Origin of the sequence: Stappia indica, from assembly GCF_001696535.1 — a bacterium.
In the GTDB taxonomy this organism is placed as follows: Bacteria; Pseudomonadota; Alphaproteobacteria; order Rhizobiales; family Stappiaceae; genus Stappia; species Stappia indica.
Genome location: NZ_MBQE01000001.1, coordinates 1,371,601 through 1,387,357, shown reverse-complemented (window position 1 = coordinate 1,387,357; position 15,757 = coordinate 1,371,601). Strand labels below are relative to the sequence as shown.

12 protein-coding genes are annotated in these 15,757 nt (G+C 67.7%); 4 read left to right on the top strand and 8 right to left on the bottom strand.

The annotated features are described in order from the left end of the window. The first annotated feature begins 312 nt into the window (after positions 1–312). Positions 313–1,092, top strand: coding sequence for a HugZ family pyridoxamine 5'-phosphate oxidase (locus tag BBX35_RS06525; protein ID WP_067217360.1), 780 nt, complete (start codon positions 313–315; stop codon positions 1,090–1,092). A 73-nt stretch (positions 1,093–1,165) separates the two neighbouring features. Then, positions 1,166–2,077 (top strand): alpha/beta hydrolase, encoded by a 912-nt coding sequence (locus BBX35_RS06520; protein ID WP_228185960.1) that lies wholly within the window; start codon positions 1,166–1,168, stop codon positions 2,075–2,077. 101 nt (positions 2,078–2,178) lie between these two features. Here BBX35_RS06520 and BBX35_RS06515 read toward each other — a convergent pair whose 3' ends face one another. From BBX35_RS06515 to BBX35_RS06480, 8 genes are all read right to left on the bottom strand, one after another. After that, a complete protein-coding gene (locus tag BBX35_RS06515; RefSeq protein WP_067217357.1) occupies positions 2,179–2,511 on the bottom strand; it encodes a hypothetical protein in 333 nt (110 codons plus the stop codon). 215 nt (positions 2,512–2,726) lie between these two features. Continuing rightward, positions 2,727–3,761, bottom strand: coding sequence for a Tim44 domain-containing protein (locus tag BBX35_RS06510; protein ID WP_067217355.1), 1,035 nt, complete (start codon positions 3,759–3,761; stop codon positions 2,727–2,729). A gap of 179 nt (positions 3,762–3,940) precedes the next feature. Next, positions 3,941–5,704 (bottom strand): methyl-accepting chemotaxis protein, encoded by a 1,764-nt coding sequence (locus tag BBX35_RS06505; RefSeq protein ID WP_083206044.1) that lies wholly within the window; start codon positions 5,702–5,704, stop codon positions 3,941–3,943. A gap of 301 nt (positions 5,705–6,005) precedes the next feature. Continuing rightward, positions 6,006–9,608 carry a hydantoinase B/oxoprolinase family protein gene (locus BBX35_RS06500; RefSeq protein ID WP_067217352.1) on the bottom strand — a complete coding sequence of 1,201 codons (3,603 nt, stop codon included), beginning with the start codon at positions 9,606–9,608 and terminating at the stop codon, positions 6,006–6,008. Between the two features lie 168 nt (positions 9,609–9,776). Beyond that, positions 9,777–11,084 (bottom strand): TRAP transporter large permease, encoded by a 1,308-nt coding sequence (locus tag BBX35_RS06495; protein ID WP_067217351.1) that lies wholly within the window; start codon positions 11,082–11,084, stop codon positions 9,777–9,779. Positions 11,085–11,090: 6 nt separating this feature from the next. Next, positions 11,091–11,624 (bottom strand): TRAP transporter small permease, encoded by a 534-nt coding sequence (locus tag BBX35_RS06490; protein ID WP_067217348.1) that lies wholly within the window; start codon positions 11,622–11,624, stop codon positions 11,091–11,093. 218 nt (positions 11,625–11,842) lie between these two features. Continuing rightward, complete coding sequence (locus tag BBX35_RS06485; protein WP_171901391.1) at positions 11,843–12,832, bottom strand: TRAP transporter substrate-binding protein; 990 nt, start codon at positions 12,830–12,832, stop codon at positions 11,843–11,845. Positions 12,833–12,931: 99 nt separating this feature from the next. Continuing rightward, positions 12,932–14,194 carry an NAD(P)/FAD-dependent oxidoreductase gene (locus BBX35_RS06480; RefSeq protein ID WP_067217345.1) on the bottom strand — a complete coding sequence of 421 codons (1,263 nt, stop codon included), beginning with the start codon at positions 14,192–14,194 and terminating at the stop codon, positions 12,932–12,934. A gap of 210 nt (positions 14,195–14,404) precedes the next feature. Between BBX35_RS06480 and BBX35_RS06475 the strand changes: the two genes are divergently transcribed. Beyond that, positions 14,405–15,124 (top strand): aspartate/glutamate racemase family protein, encoded by a 720-nt coding sequence (locus BBX35_RS06475; RefSeq protein ID WP_067217343.1) that lies wholly within the window; start codon positions 14,405–14,407, stop codon positions 15,122–15,124. Between the two features lie 84 nt (positions 15,125–15,208). Beyond that, positions 15,209–15,751: a winged helix DNA-binding protein gene (locus BBX35_RS06470; protein WP_067217341.1), complete on the top strand. Its 543-nt coding sequence runs from the start codon at positions 15,209–15,211 to the stop codon at positions 15,749–15,751. The last annotated feature ends 6 nt before the right edge of the window (positions 15,752–15,757 follow it).

Here is a 15,757-nt window from a genome sequence, read left to right as displayed (position 1 = left end):
GGAGCGGCGATCTGTGCGGTGAAAGCGAGCACGGCGACGAACGCCCCCCGGACGGCCCAGGAAGTCAGTCGCCCTGTGCGATATGCGGCGGATGCGGCCATGACAGGCCTCCTTTCGAAAAGATTAACCCAGCTTTACCATTGCCTCTTTTGTGGCGAGAGCAAGGCCCGACATGCCGGAGGCTGCCTTCCGCCTGGAGCCGAAGCGGCGGGAAACGGCCGTCATTCGAAGCATTGCTTTCCGCCAGTGGCGCAGGCAAAAGGGCGAGAGCCACGCGATGCAGCGGTAGCCACGCAAGGATAACTCCCGAACATGGAAAGGCGTTCCGTGGCTGACAACGATAGACCCGAGGTGATCCGCCCCACCGACGACGAAGCAAGGCTGCTGTCGCAGCGGCTGGTGCGCATGGCGCGCTTCGGAGCGCTCGGCGTTCTCGATCCCGCAGACGGCATGCCCTTTGTCTCGCGCGTCGGCCTTGCCACCGAAATGGACGGCACGCCGGTGATGCTGGTTTCGCGCCTGTCGCAGCACACGAGCGCAGTCACGGCCGACCCGCGCTGTTCGCTGCTGGTGGGCGAACCGGGCAAGGGCGATCCGCTGGCCCACCCGCGCCTGACCATCGTCGCGCGGGCGGAGCGGATCGATCCGGCCGACCCGGCCCATGCCGCGATCCGCCGGCGCTATCTGCTGCGCCATCCTAAGGCGAAGCTCTATGTGGACTTTCCCGATTTCGCGTTCTTCCGCATCGTGCCCGAGCGTGCCAGCCTCAACGGCGGCTTCGGCAAGGCCTACCATCTGACGTCGGCGGACCTGCTGCTGTCGGGGCCGGTGGTGGCGGAGCTCGGCGCGGCGGAGGCGGGCGCCGTCGACCACATGAACGAGGATCATCTCGACGCCATCGCGCTCTATGGGGACAAGCTGGCGCGGGCAGGCAGCGGCAACTGGCGCCTGTCCTCGCTCGATCCGGCAGGGCTCGATCTCGTCGACGGCGACAAGGTGGCGCGGCTCGACTTCGACCCGCCGCTGGCGAGCGCGGGCGAATTGCGCGCGCGGCTGGTCGCCCTTGCGAAACAGGCAAGGGCCGGTGAATGATCGGCCGGACCGAACACCCGGCCGAAGCAGACTGAGCGAAGCATTGGCACACATCCGAGGAGAGAGCCGACACGTGACTGCGACCCGCATCCTGCCCGTCCCGCCGCTCGCCGTTGCGGTTCTCGTTCTCCTGGCATTGGCACTGGGCGCGAGCCCGGCGGCGGCCTATCGGCTGGAGCCGTTCAAGGACCGGCTGTTCTCCTATCCCGGCCTTCTGGCCGGCAAGGCGGACGATGCCTTTGTCATCGTCGACTACGACAAGCGCCGCGACATCCACCGCCGCGACAAGGTGTGGGAGCGCGAGGTCTACGGCGAGTACGTGTCGATGAAGCCGAGCGGGTCGCAGGAAGACCTGACGCTGAAGGCGAACGGGCGCACGATCAGCTACATGCGCGTCGGCGAGCCGCGCGGCGCGCGCAGCATCGTCATCTATGTGCACGGGCAGGGCGGCAACCGCTTCCAGGGCATGAACGACGTCAGCTTCGGCGGCAACTTCAACCGCATCAAGAACCTGATGGTGCGCAATGCCGGCCTCTACATCACGCTCGACGTCAAGGATTTCGACGCGCGGGGAGCTGGCGACGTCAAGGCGTTGATGCAGCACTACATCCGCCAGGCACCGCAGGCGCGCGCCTATGTCGCCTGCGGCTCGATGGGCGGCTTCCTGTGCTGGGAGCTGGCGCGCGACGGCGGCGCGGCGGCGATGATGGGCGGCATGCTGCTGATGGGCTCGACCTGGGACGATGCGTTCCTGTCGAGCGGCACGTTCCGGGGCGGCCGGCTGCCGATCTATTTCGGCCATGGCAGCTGGGACGAGGTCTACGACTGGAAGAAGCAGGCCGCGTTCTACGAGCGGCTGAAGGCGCGCAAGGCCGACTATCCGGCACGCTTCGCGCTGTTCGAGACCGGCACGCACGGCACGCCGATCCGCATGACCGACTGGCGGCTGATCCTCAACTGGATGTTCGCCGTCACCGGCAGGTAGAGCCGGCACGGGCGCTGCCCGGCCCGATGTTGCTGCTGCAACCAAAAACGGGCCGCCCCACCGGGACGGCCCGTTTCCGCATGGTCGTGCGAGCGGCGCGGTTACTTCCAGATCACGTCCTTGTTGCGGACCGTGATCGTCGACATGTTGCAGTAGTCGATGTCGGCATCGACATAGGTGCCGTCGGTGAAGTCGATGCGGGTGCGCACGGTGCAATTCCCCTCATCGGTGCCGAAATCCATCTCGAACGTGTCGCCCGGCACGATGATCTCGTCCAGCCAGTTGTCGCTCCACGCGCCGTTTTCCTGGGTGCGGAAGGAGGTCACGTTGGCAGTCGAGCGGTTTTCCAGATCGAACTTCCACTCGTTTGCGGCGACGGTGCCGGTTGCAACGAGCAGTGCGGCTACCGCCGCAAGGATAGTTTTTGCAGTCATGGTCCAATCCCAGGATCAAGCGCGGCCCAATCGCCGGCGCCGGACGATACATCCGCGCCAATTTCCTGAGAAGGCGGATAATTTTTCCACCTGCGACGGGGCAGGGCTGCCTGTACGGGGCCGGTTGAACGTGGCGTAAAGGTCGCGCTCCTCAAGGAAAAACCGCCCCGAAACGGGGCGGTTTCTCATGTCTTCCGGATAAAAGCGGCGAGGGCTTATTCGGTGCCCTGGATCGCCGCGAGCACCCACTCGCCACCCTTCTGCCGACGGAAGGTCCACAGCTCGGTGCTTTCCTGAGGCTCGTTCAGGCTGCCGGAGATCAGCTTGCCGGACGTGCGGTCGACGACGGCGTCGATGGAGGAGAAGCGCATGGCGACGGTCGCATAGTCGTCGTTGCCTTCGCTCCAGGCCTCGGACAGGTCGCCCTGCAGCAGCTTCACGTCAGAGACGGCGTTGCGCTTGCCGGCGGAGGCGAGCTCGCCCAGTTCCTCGGCGAGGAAGGACATGGCCTCGGGCGTCGCCAGACGGCGCAGCGCTGCATAGTCCTCGCGGCCATAGGCTTCCTGCACTTCGGTCAGCATCTGCTCGAAGCGGTTGAAGTCGTCCTCCTCCAGATCGAGCGGGGTCTCCATGACCGGAGCCTGCTGGAACGGGGCGGCAGTGCTGCTGCCCATGCCGGTTCCCATGGGGGCATCGGACCCGGTGCCGCCGAAGCTGAACGGGGTGCGGGACGTGTCGGGGCCGGTGCCGCCGAAATTCGGCGCAGCGCCCCCGGTCGCGGCTGCCGCCGGCTGCTGGCGCCGGCCGAAGAAGCGCATGGCCAGCATGATGAGGAAGCCGATCAGCGCCACCTGCAGGATCAGCCCGAGGAAGCCGGCGAAGCCGCCGAGGCCGCCGCCGAAGAGCATGCCGAGCAGGCCGCCCATCAGCAGGCCGCCGAGAAGGGCGCCGCCCATGCCGCCGAACAGGCCGCGCGAGGGCTGGGCCGCCTGCTGCTGCCGGGCGCCGGCGCCGGGCGTCGCCTGCTGGCCCTGGGCGGGCTGCGGCGTCATCGTGCGCTGGACCGGCGCGGCGGTGCCGGGCGCGGTGTTGGTGGGGGCGGGGGCGGAAAAGGTGCGGGCACCGCGGCTGCCGAAGCCGCTGCTGCCGGCGCGCCGGGCTTCGGCAAAATCGACGGCAGCGAAAAGCGCGGCGATTCCAAGGGCAATTACGGCTGTCGTCTTGCGCATCCGGCTGGCGGCAGCATGCATCAGGGGGTTCCTCCACTAGGCTCTTGTCGAGAACAACGCACGTCATATGGGAGGCCGGCGGCCGCATTGCCAGAACAATCGACGCGTCTTTCGCCTTGTTCGCGCAAGAAAAAAGGGCGGCCCCTCGCGGCGCCGCCCCGTCGTGTTTCCTGCCGTTTTCTTTGTGGCAATCGTGCCGGTCAGGCGGCGCGAATGTTGCGCAGGAAGGCGTCGAGCTCCTTCTGCAGCGTGCCGGACTGGTAGGCCAGCGTCTCGACGCTGGTCAGGACCTGGCGTGCTCCGGCGCTTGAGTCGACCGCGCGCTCGCGGACCGAGCCGATGGTCCGCGTGATCTCGGTGCTGCCGGCGGCGACTTCGCTGACATTGCGGGCGATCTCCGCGGTCACCGCACTCTGCTCCTCGATGGCGGAGGCGATGGCCGAGATCTGGCCGTTGATGTTGTTGATCGACTCGACGACCGAGCCGATGGCCTGCGAGGTCAGGTTGGCACCATCCTGCATGTCCCGGACCTGCGCGCTGATGTCCTCGGTGGCGCGGCCGGTCTGGTTGGCAAGCGCCTTGACCTCGCCGGCGACGACCGCGAAGCCCTTGCCGGCCTCGCCGGCGCGCGCCGCCTCGATGGTGGCATTCAGCGCCAGCAGGTTGGTCTGGCTGGCGATGTCGTTGATCAGCTTGACCACGTCGTCGATGCGCCGCGCCGCCTCGGCAAGGCCGTTGACCGTGCTGCTGGAGCGCTGGGCATCGCTGGTGGACTGGCCGGCGGCGGACAGGGCGGCCGTGACCTGGCGGCTGATCTCGCCGATGGAGGCGCTGAGCTCTTCCGCTGCGCTGGCGACGGTCTGGACGCCGGTTGCCGACTGTTCGGCGGCGGCTGCGACCGTGCCGGCATTGTCCGAGGTGACTTCCGCGTTGCGGGCCATCATGCCGGCTGCCTGCTCGAGCTCGCGGACGGCGTCGGCAATGCCGTCCGACACGGTCTTCAGGGTCGATTCCAGGCTGTCCGCCAGGCGAAGGGTCGCCTCGCGCTTCTCGATCTCGATGCGCTCTTCCTCCTCGCGGGCCTGCTCCTGCAGGCGCTTGATCTCGATGGTCTTCTCGCGGAAGGATTCGAAGGCGCGGGCCAGTTCCCCGACCTCGTCGCGGGAGCGGACGGACACGGTGACAGACGTGTCGTCCATGGCGAGGCGGTTGAGGGCGGTGACGACGCTGCGGAGCGGCCGGCTGATGCCGAAGATGGCGAGCAGGCTGGCGATCACCACGCCCGCGATGATCGCGGCGAGCGTCGTGGTGCTCATGATCAGCATGCCCTGCTGCTCGTGCTGCTTGGCGGAGTCGCTGGCTTCCAGCGTGAAGCGGTCGAGATCCTGGGCCAGCGTCACCAGTTCCCCGTCGAGCCGCTCCTGCTCGCGCTCGAGTTCTGTCGCCAGGGCGGTCGCTGCCGGGATGTCCTTCGCCTTCAGAAGCTCGACGATGTGCTCGATCTTCCGGCCGTAGGCCTCATGCTCGGCCTCGATCCGCTTCAGGGTCGTCATGATGGCCTGGTACTTGGCCGCGTGCTCCGGGCCGGCGGCAAGGGACAGCCCCGTCAAGGCGATCTCCTCGGCCTTCCTGATTTCCTCGGCGACCTGCGCGGCGAGCGCCGTCACGCGCTGCGACAGCTCGTCCGTGGTGCCGGATTCAGGAGCGGGTGCAAGGTCGGCGGCCCTGAAAAGACGCTCGAGCAGGAGCGCGCTTTCGAGCTGGTGGACCGTTACCTTGCTGACATTGGTGGTGAGGGGGATCGTCTCGTCGGCGATCTCTTCCAGCTCCGTGCCGATCTGGCGCATCTGCAGGAGGCCGACACCGGCGATCACGAGCATCATCAGACTTAGAAAACCGACGAGACCCAGGATCTTGGCGGCCACGGAGCGCAGGCGGGAGGAGCCGGCACGGACATCGCGCATCGGAGGTATTCCTCGACAGATGGAAGGTCGGCCAACGGAAAGGGCCGTGCGTCCATTACACGGCGCAAGCTGTTAAATTTTCCTGACTGTGAAAATATAAAGTCAGGTTGTCTGACCTGCCTCAGGCTTGAATACTTTGTCGTTTATATTTCGACTTCTTCAAAATTGAAGCAAATGCGACCGAAACGGCAGGCGAAGCGAAGGACCTGCCGCAGAGGTCGCCGCCGGATGCCAAGACGGCCGCGCCATGGGCGCGGCCGTCCAGATCGCGATCAAAGGGGCGGGGGGACGCCCGCAGGCGTTACGCCTTGCCCCAGCCGCCGGCGGTCGGGGTGATGACGGTGACCGCCTCGCCCGCCTTCAGGACGGTCTGGTCGCAGCCGCCAAGCTCCTGCGTGCTGCCGTCGAGACGGCGCACCAGGGTCTTGCCGAGCTGGCCGTCGCCGCCGCCTTCGCCGCCCTTCGGGGTGATGGTGCGGTGGGACGACAGGATCGCCAGCTCCATCTCTTCCAGGAAGCGGATGGTGCGCTTGGTGCCGTTGCCGGCATGCCACTTGCCCGTGCCGCCGGACCCCTCGCGGATGTGGAAGTCCTCCAGCAGGACCGGATAACGGAACTCCAGCACTTCCGGATCGGTGAGGCGCGAGTTGGTCATGTGCACATGGACACCGTCGGTGCCGTTGAAGCCGGGACCGGCGGGCGAGCCCGAGCACAGGGTCTCGTAATACTGGTAGGTGGCGTTGCCGAAGGTCAGGTTGTTCATCGACCCCTGGCTGTTGGCCATGGCTCCCAGCGCGCCGAACAGGGCGTTGGTGACGTGCTGGCTGGTCTCCACATTGCCGGCGACGACGGCGGCCGGGTAGGCCGGCTTCAGCATGCAGCCGTCGGGGATGACGATGTGGATCGGCCGCAGGCAGCCCGCATTCATCGGGATGTGACCCTCGACCATGACGCGGAAGCAGTAGAGCACCGCCGCGCGGGTGACAGGCTCGGGCGCGTTGAAGTTGTTCGGCTTCACTTCGCTGGTGCCGGTGAAGTCGACGGTCGCCTCGCGCTTCGTCTTGTCGACGGTGATCCGGACGCGGATCACCGAGCCCTGGTCGGTCGGGTACTCGTACTCGCTGTCGGTCAGCGCCTCGATGACCCGGCGCACGCTCTCCTCGGCATTGTCCTGGACGTGGCCCATATAGGCCTGCACCACTTCGAGGCCGAAGTGGGAGACCATCTTGCGCAGCTCCTGCACGCCCTTCTCGTTGGCGGCGATCTGCGCCTTCAGGTCGGCGACGTTCTGCGTGACGTTGCGCACCGGCCAGGGATGGTCGGTGAGGACGTGCACGAGTTCTTCCTCGCGGAAGCGGCCCTGATCGACGAGCTTGAAGTTGTCGATCAGCACGCCTTCCTCGTCCACGGTGGTGGCACGCGGGGTCATGGAGCCGGGGGCCGAGCCGCCGACATCGGCATGGTGGCCGCGGCTTGCCGCCCAGAACAGGATCTCCTTGCCCTCGTCGTCGAAGACCGGCGAGACGACGGTGATGTCCGGCAGGTGGGTGCCGCCGTTATAGGGCGCGTTCAGCGCGAAGACGTCTCCGGGGCGGATCTGGCCGGCGTTGAGCTTGATCACCGTCTCGACGGAGCGGTCCATGGAACCCAGATGCACCGGCATGTGCGGGGCATTGGCGACCAGCGCGCCGGAGGCGTCGAACACGGCGCAGGAGAAGTCGAGGCGCTCCTTGACGTTCACCGAGTAGGCGGTGTTCTGCAGCGTCACGCCCATCTGCTCGGCGATCGACATGAAGAGGTTGTTGAAGACCTCGAGCATGACCGGATCGGCCTTGGTGCCGATGGCCTCGGCGCGGGCGAGCTTCTCGACGCGGCGCAGGACGACATGGTCCTTGGCGGTGATTTCCGCCTGCCAGCCCGGCTCCACGACGATGGTCTGGTGCGGCTCGACGATGAGCGCGGGGCCGGACAGCTTGTGGCCGGGCTTGAGGCCGGCGCGGGCGAAGAAGCCCGCCTCGCGCCACTCGCCCTCTGCGAAGATGCTGCCCTTGTCGGTCGGCTCGGGCGAGCCGGAGACGAGCTGCAGGTCCGGCTCGTCGATGCCGGAGCCGCCGCCGACGGATTCCACCTCGAGCGCTTCCACGACGATCGGCTTGTTCTCGTAGACGAAGCCGAACTGGGCGCGGTGCGCATCGGCGAAGGCGCCGACCATGGCGTCGATGTCGCCGGCCACATAGGCGACCGGGATCGGGGTGTCCGTGCCCTCGTAGCGCAGCAGGGCGCGCGGCAGGTTGCGGATTTCGGCATCGGCGACGCCCTGGCCGGCGACCTCGGCCCGGGTCTCCGCCGACAGGCGACCGGCGAGCGCCTGAAGGTCCTCGAGCATCGCAGGCTCGAGCCGGCGCACGACCGCCTGCTGACGGGTGGCGCGGATGTCGGCAAGGCCCATGCCGTAGGCGGACAGGATGCCCGACAGCGGGTGGACGATCACGGTGGTCATGCCGAGGCTGTCGGCAACCGAGCAGGCGTGCTGGCCGCCGGCGCCGCCGAAGCAGGTCAGCGCATATTCGGTGACGTCGTAGCCGCGCTGGACCGAGATCTTCTTGATGGCGTTGGCCATGTTCTCGACGGCGATCTTCAGGAAGCCGTCGGCGACCTCGGCAGCGGAGCGGCCGTCGCCGATGCGGGCGGCCATTTCCTCGAACTTCGCCACCACCGCGTCGCGGTCGAGCGGCTCGTCGCGGCCCGGGCCGAAGATCTTCGGGAAGAAGTCGGGGCGCAGCTTGCCGACCATGACATTGGCGTCGGTGACGGCGAGCGGGCCGCCGCGGCGGTAGCAGGCGGGGCCGGGATTGGCGCCAGCGGAATCCGGGCCGACCTGGAAGCGGCCGTCCTTGTAGTGGAGGATCGAGCCGCCGCCGGCCGCGACCGTGTGGATCATCATCATCGGCGCGCGCATGCGCACGCCCGCCACCTCGGTCTCGAAGGCACGCTCATACTCGCCGTTGTAGTGCGAGACGTCCGTGGAGGTGCCGCCCATGTCGAAGCCGATGACCGCATCGAAGCCGGCCATGCGCGAGGTCTCGATGGCGCCGACGACGCCGCCGGCCGGACCCGACAGGATCGCGTCCTTGCCCTGGAAGAGGTCGGCGGCGGTGAGGCCGCCGGAGGACTGCATGAACATCAGCCGGCAATCGGTGCCGTCGATCTGCAGTTCGCTCGCCACCTGCTCGACATAGCGGCGCAGGATCGGCGAGAGATAGGCATCGACCACGGTGGTGTCGCCGCGCCCGACCAGCTTCATCAGCGGCGAGACCTCGTGGCTGACGGAGACCTGCGGGAAGCCGACCTTGCGGGCGATCTCGGCGACCTTCTTCTCGTGCTCGGGGAAGGCATAGGCGTGCATGAAGACGATGGCGGCGGAGCGGATGCCGCTGTCATAGGCGGCCTTGAGGTCGCGCTCGACCTCGGCCAGATCCGGCTCGGCCTCGATGGTGCCGTCGGCGCGCACGCGCTCGGCGACCTCGACGACGCGCTCATAGAGCAGTTCCGGCTTGATGATCTCCTTGGCGAAGATGTCGGGCCGCGCCTGGTAGCCGATCTCCAGCGCATCGCGGAAGCCGCGGGTGGTGACCAGCAGGGTGCGGTCGCCCTTGCGCTCCAGCAGCGCGTTGGTGGCGACGGTGGTGCCCATCTTGACGGTGGCGATGCGCTCGGCCGGGATGCGCTCGCCGGAGGCGACGCCCATCAGCTCGCGGATGCCCTGGATGGCGGCGTCGCGATAGGCTTCCGGGTTCTCCGACAGGACCTTGTGGGCGCGGATGCCGCCGTCGGGATCGCGGGCGACGATGTCGGTGAAGGTGCCGCCGCGATCGATCCAGAAATCCCACTTGCCGCTGGTCATGATGCGTCTCTCCGCTGGTCGGTCCGGCCCGCATGCGCTGGGCACGGGAGGGCCGGTTATTGGCTCGTCATTACGTCAACAATTTATCGAGAAAATGTCAACGTTGTTTTTGCAAAACCCCGCCCGCAAAATCGCGCGGGCGGGGAAGATCGCAGGATGTGCCCGGTCTTACGGCCGGGTGCGCATGTTCTCGGGCAGCCAGGTCGCCAGCTCCGGGAAGGCGATCAGGATGAACACCATGACCACCATCAGCGCGAACATCGGCAGGGCGGCGCGGGCGATATAGGTCATCTCGTGCCGCGTCATGCCTTGCAGCACGAACAGGTTGAAGCCGATGGGCGGCGTGATCTGCGCCATCTCGACCACCACCACGACGAAGATGCCGAACCAGATCGCATCGATGCCGGCGGCCCGCACCATCGGCTCGACCACCGCCATGGTCAGCACCACCGAGGAGATGCCGTCCAGGAAGCAGCCGATGACGATGTAGAAGACCAGCAGCGCCATCAGCAGCTCGAAGCGCGAGAGCTGCATGTCGGCGATCCAGGCGGCCAGCGCGCGCGGCAGGCCGGTGAAGCCCATGGACAGCGACAGGAAGGCGGCGCCGGCGAGAATGAGGGCCACCATCGCGGAGGTGCGGGTGGCGCCCATCAGGCTTTCGCCGAAGGTCTTCCAGGTGAGCGAGCCCTGTCCGGCGGCCAGAGCCAGCGAGCCGATGACGCCGAGGGCGGCGGCTTCGGTGGCGGTGGCAAGGCCGGTATACATGGAGCCGATCACGACGATGATCAGCGCGATCACCGGCAGCAGGAAGCGGGAGTTGGCGAGCTTTTCGCGGAAGGTCATCTGCGGCTCGGGCTGCGGCTTGTAGTTCTTCGAGAGCTTCGCGTAGACCGCGATATAGCCCATGAAGAGACCGGCCAGCACGAGGCCCGGCAGGATGCCGGCCATGAACAGCTTGGTGATGGATTCGTTGATGGTGACGCCGTAGACGATCAGCGTCAGGGAGGGCGGGATCATCAGGCCGAGGGTGGCCGCGCCCGCCAGCGTGCCGATCACCATCTTTTCCGGATAGTCGCGCTTGCGCAGCTCCGGCACCGACATCTTGCCGACCGTCGTCAGCGTGGCGGCGGAGGAGCCGGAGACGGCGGCGAAGACCGTGCAGCCGACGACATTGGTGTGCAGCAGGCCGCCGGGCAGGCGTGCCATCCACGGGGCAAGGCCGCGGAACATGTCTTCCGACAGGCGTGTCCTGTAGAGGATTTCGCCCATCCAGATGAACAGCGGCAGCGCGGTCAGCGTCCAGGACGAGGAGGCGGCCCAGATCACCGTGATCATGGCGTCGCCGGCGGGACGCGAGGTGAACAGCTCCATGCCGACGAAGGCGACGCCGAGCAGGGCAAGGCCCACCCACACGCCGGTGCCCAGCAGCAGGAACAGCACGAAGAGGAAGAGGATGATGGGAGCGAGGGTTTCCATGGCGGCTTACTCCCCGTGGCTCTGTTCGACCGTGTCGGCGACGATGCCCGACGAGCCGAGGACGAGAACGCGGACCAGGTGATCCGTCATGGCGATGGCGAGAAGGACCGCGCCGGCGGCCATGGCCATCTGCGGGATCCACAGGGGCGTGGCGTCCTGGCCCTGGCTGATGTCGTTCAGCTTGCGCGACCAGTAGACGGCCTTGATCGCATAGTACGAGAGGTACCAGGTCAGGGCGGAGCCGATGCCGAAGCACCAGATCTCGAGCCAGCGGCGATGGCGGCCGAGGGCGCTGAGCAGCAGGCTGACCCGGATATGGGCGCCGCGGTTGAGCGCATGGGCGAAGGCGAAGAAGGAGGCCGAGGCCATGGCGTAGCCGGCATAGCTGGCAGCGCCAGGGAAGATCAGGCCGGTCCATCTGGCGATCATCTGCGCCACGATGATGGCGAGGATGGAGACCAGCGCCAGCGCGGCGATCATGCCGCCGGCCAGATACAGTCCGTCGAGAAGGCGGCGGAGTCCGCGCCCGAGTGCGATCATGGTCGTGTTCCGTGTCTGTTGCGGACCGGCCACGGCGCAACTGCCCCGGCCGGGCCGCGAAGCGCGCGGTCCGGCGGGCAGGCCTGCGCGGGCAGGAGCCCGGCTGTCAGGGACGGCAGTGTGCCGCGACCTTCGGGCCGCGGCAGGCGCCGGATGCGCACACGCTCAGGCGGGCGCACATCCGGACCGTCGGTGACGGAGGCGGCGGAACGCGCCGCTTAGTTGGCCTTGAAGGCGTCGACGATGGCCTTGCCCTTGTCGCCGGCGGCCTTCAGCCACTCGTCGGTCATGGCTTCGCCGACGACAGCCAGATCGGCCTTGAGCTGGTCGCTGGGCTTCAGCACCTTCATGCCGTTGGAGGCGAGGCCGTCCAGCGTCAGCTTGGTGTAGTCCTTGGCCTTCTGCAGGCCGTCGGCCTCGGCCTTGGCGGAGCAGTCGGTGAAGACCTTCTTGGTCTCGTCCGAAAGGCCGGCCCAGGTGTCCTTGTTGACCATCACCGAGTTGCGCGGCAGCCAGGCGTCGACCTCGTAGAAGTGCGAGACGTTCTCCCACAGCTTGCTGTCGTAGCCGGTGGCGCCGGAGGAGATCATCGATTCGGCGACGCCGGTGGCGAAGGCCTGGGAGACCTCGGCCGCCTCGATCTGCACCGGGAGCATGCCGGTCAGCTCGGCGAGCTTGGCGGTCGCGGCATTGTAGGCACGGAACTTGATGCCCTTCATGTCGGCGCCGGAATTGACTTCCTTGTTGAAGTACAGGCCCTGCGGCGGCCACGGCACGCTGTAGAGAAGGACGAGGTTCTGGCCGTCCAGCGCCTCTTCCACCGCGCCTTCGGCAGCCGACCACAGCTTAACGGAATCGTCGAAGGAGGTGGCGAGGAAGGGAATGCTGTCGACGCCGAAGATCGGGTCCTCGTTGGCATGGGCGGAGAGCAAGCGCTCGCCGATCGGCACCTGGCCGGTCTGCACGGCGCGCTTGATGTCGGCGCCGCCGAACAGCGAGCCGCCCGGATGGGTGACGATCTCGATCTCGCCGCCGGTGCCCTCGGTGACGCAGGCCGCGAAGGCAGCCGCGTTCTCGGAATGGAAGTTGGTCGCCGGATAGGCGAGCGGCATGTCCCACTTCTCGGCGGCAACGGCCGGCGAAGCGGCGGCAGCGGCCAGAAGCGCGGCGGTTACGATGCCGGTGGTGCTCTTCAGCAGGTCAGTCATGTTCGGTCCTCCATCGGCCGGGATCCGATTGTTCCGGATCTCGCGGCAATCCAGGTCTCTGGTCGGTGTTCCCGCAGCCCAGTCCCCATGGGTCTCACTCTAGACAGCGAAACGCGCGGGCGAATAGGGGGCGGGGTCGATATTCGGCTTGCGTCCCGCAATCATGTCGGCAACGAGGCGACCGGTCCTGGGACCGCCGGTCAGGCCGACATGATGGTGGCCGAAAGCCATCAGGACGTCGCCGCATGCCGGCGACGGCCCGATCACGGGGATGGAATCGGCCGGTGCCGGCCGGTGTCCCATCCATTGACGGGTCGAGCCCCAGCGCAGCGCGGGCATGGCCCGGCGCAGCTGGCGCTCCAGAAGTTCGAACGGCGCCTTCGCAGGTCCCGCGGCAAGGCCGCCGAACTCGACGACGCCGGCAAGGCGGATGCGCCCCTCGAGCGGGGTTGCGACGAATTTCGCGGAGGCGAACATGAAGGGCGCGCGCGGCATCGCGCTCGGCGCCTCCAGCTCCAGATGGTAGCCGCGCTCGCTCTCCAGCGGCACGGAGATGCCGAGCTGGTCGGCGAGCGGACCGGACCACACGCCGGTCGCCAGCACGGCGCGGTCGCAGGCGAGCGGCCCGCCGTCGGTGGCAAGGGAGGCGAGGCGGCCGTTCTCGGTGACGAAGCCCTGCAGCGTGCCACGCAGGACGGTGCCGCCGCGCGCCTCGAACTCGGCGGCGAGATCCTTCACGTAGAGGCCCGGATCGCGGATGACGCCGTGGTCGGCAAGACGGACGGCGAAGCGGTTGGCCTCGCCCAGCAGCGGGTCGTAGGACCCGAGCGAGGCGCCTTCCATCTCGTCCCAGGTGAAGCCGGCCTCGCGACGCAGGCGCCAGCCATAGGCATCGCCCTCGAAGGCGGCGCGGTCGCGGTAGATATAGAGATAGTCGGACGGGGCGATCCAGCGGTTCGCCGCCGTGGCGCCGGCCAGCGCGCGATGTTCGTCGAGGCTGTTGCCGACGATGGGCAGCAGCGCGCGGGCGATGCGCTCGGTCTCGCTGGCCTTGCAATGGGAGAGATATTTCGCCAGCCAGGGCAGCAGGCGCGGCAGGTAGGACCAGCGCAGGAACAGCGGGCTGTCCGGGGCCATCAGCATGCGCGGCGCCTTGGACGGCAGGCCGGGAACGGTGACGGGTACGACGGCGCAGGAGGCGAGCACGCCGCCATTGCCGTGGGACGTGCCTTCGCCGGGCCCCGCACGGTCGAGCAGGGTGACCTGATGGCCGTCGTCGAGAAGGCGGAGCGCGGCGCTGACGCCGACGATCCCCGCGCCGATCACCACAATCCGCAAACGCCCACTGTCGTGCTGCTGCACAGTGCCTCTCCCCGGCCAATTGTGACAAGTGTCGTGGGGTCAGGTTCTGTTGTCAACAATTTATCGACAAAATGTCCTTAATAGTCTGCGCAAGATCCTTGTGTTGCAGACGTTCCGGTGCACAGATCCTCGAGAAGGGGCGTTGTTGGTGCGGCTGACGCAGGGTTTGCGGCAGGGCGGGCAGCAACGCCTGCGCGGGAGGCAGCTGAGATGACGGTGCGTGGCGGCAAGGCGCTTTACGGCGCGGCGGTGGGGATCCTGATGCTGGAGGCGCGCTTTCCGCGCATCCCCGGCGACATGGGCAATGCGCTGACCTGGCCGTTCCCGGTGCATTACCGCATCGTGCGCGATGCGACGCCCGACAGGGCGGTGCGGCAGGGCGCGAGCGGGCTGCTGGATGCGTTCATCGCGGCGGGGCGCGAGCTCGTTGCCGACGGCGTCGATGGCATCACCACCAATTGCGGGTTCCTGTCGCTGTTCCAGCGCGACCTGCAGGCCGCGCTCCAGGTTCCGGTCGCCGCCTCCTCCCTGATGCAGGTGCCGCTGGTCGACCGGTTGCTGCCGCCGGGCAAGCGCGCCGGCATCCTGACGATCTCCGCCGGTTCGCTGACGGGCGCGCATCTGGCGGCCGCCGGCTGCCCCGCCGACACGCCGGTGATGGGCACCGAGGGCGGGCGCGAGTTTACCCGCGCGATCCTCGACAACGAGGAGGCGCTCGACGTGGAGGCCGCGCGGGCCGACAACGTGGAGGCGGCAAAGGCGCTGCTGGCGCGCAATCCGGAGGTCGGCGCCATCGTGCTGGAATGCACGAACATGGTGCCCTATGCCGCCGACATCCGGGCGGCGACGGGCGTGCCGGTCTATTCCATCGAGAGTTTCGTGACCTGGTTCCACTCCGGCCTGGTGCCGCGACGCCATCCGCTGCCCTAGAGCAAGGGCCCTAGCCGGAAGGATGGTTGCTCTTTCGCAGCTCCCTGCCGTAGCCTTGGCCAGATCAATTCAGGCAGGAATTTCATGACAGACAGCACCCAGTCCGAAGACATTGCGCGCGGCGGTATCGGGCCGGTCGTGTCTGCCGCCCATCTCGCCTCGGGTGCCATGCCGGCGCTTTCGGAGGTCGAGTTCGCGGTGACCATGATGGTCAACGCCTATCACCGCTGGATGGTGCGCTGCATGGCAGCGGCCGGAGCGCCGGGCATGAGCCCGCTCGACACGTTGGTGCTGCATTCGGTCAATCACCGCGGGCGGCCCAAGTCGCTCGCCGACATCTGCCTGGTGCTGAACATCGAGGACACCCACACCGTCACCTATGCGCTGAAGAAGCTGGCCGCCGCCGGATTGGTGGAGACGGGCAAGCGCGGCAAGGAAAAGACGGTGGCGATCACCCGCGCCGGCGAGGCGATCTGCATGGAGTATCGCCGGCTGCGCGAGGCGCTGCTGGTCGGCCCGGTGAAGGGGCTGGGCATGGACGAGATGGAGTTGTCGCGGCTGGCCGCGACGCTGCGCTCGGTCTCCGGCCATTACGACCAGGCCGCGCGCGCCGCAGCCGCAATGTAGGGCGCC

Bases quoted from the DNA above. Each gene is read 5' to 3' on its own strand.
- BBX35_RS06525 (WP_067217360.1), top strand. From the start codon at position 313: ATGGAAAGGCGTTCCGTGGCTGACAACGATAGACCCGAGGTGATCCGC.
- BBX35_RS06515 (WP_067217357.1), bottom strand. From the start codon at position 2,511: ATGACTGCAAAAACTATCCTTGCGGCGGTAGCCGCACTGCTCGTTGCA.
- BBX35_RS06510 (WP_067217355.1), bottom strand. From the start codon at position 3,761: ATGCATGCTGCCGCCAGCCGGATGCGCAAGACGACAGCCGTAATTGCC.
- BBX35_RS06505 (WP_083206044.1), bottom strand. From the start codon at position 5,704: ATGCGCGATGTCCGTGCCGGCTCCTCCCGCCTGCGCTCCGTGGCCGCC.
- BBX35_RS06500 (WP_067217352.1), bottom strand. From the start codon at position 9,608: ATGACCAGCGGCAAGTGGGATTTCTGGATCGATCGCGGCGGCACCTTC.
- BBX35_RS06495 (WP_067217351.1), bottom strand. From the start codon at position 11,084: ATGGAAACCCTCGCTCCCATCATCCTCTTCCTCTTCGTGCTGTTCCTG.
- BBX35_RS06490 (WP_067217348.1), bottom strand. From the start codon at position 11,624: ATGATCGCACTCGGGCGCGGACTCCGCCGCCTTCTCGACGGACTGTAT.
- BBX35_RS06485 (WP_171901391.1), bottom strand. From the start codon at position 12,832: ATGACTGACCTGCTGAAGAGCACCACCGGCATCGTAACCGCCGCGCTT.
- BBX35_RS06475 (WP_067217343.1), top strand. From the start codon at position 14,405: ATGACGGTGCGTGGCGGCAAGGCGCTTTACGGCGCGGCGGTGGGGATC.
- BBX35_RS06470 (WP_067217341.1), top strand. From the start codon at position 15,209: ATGACAGACAGCACCCAGTCCGAAGACATTGCGCGCGGCGGTATCGGG.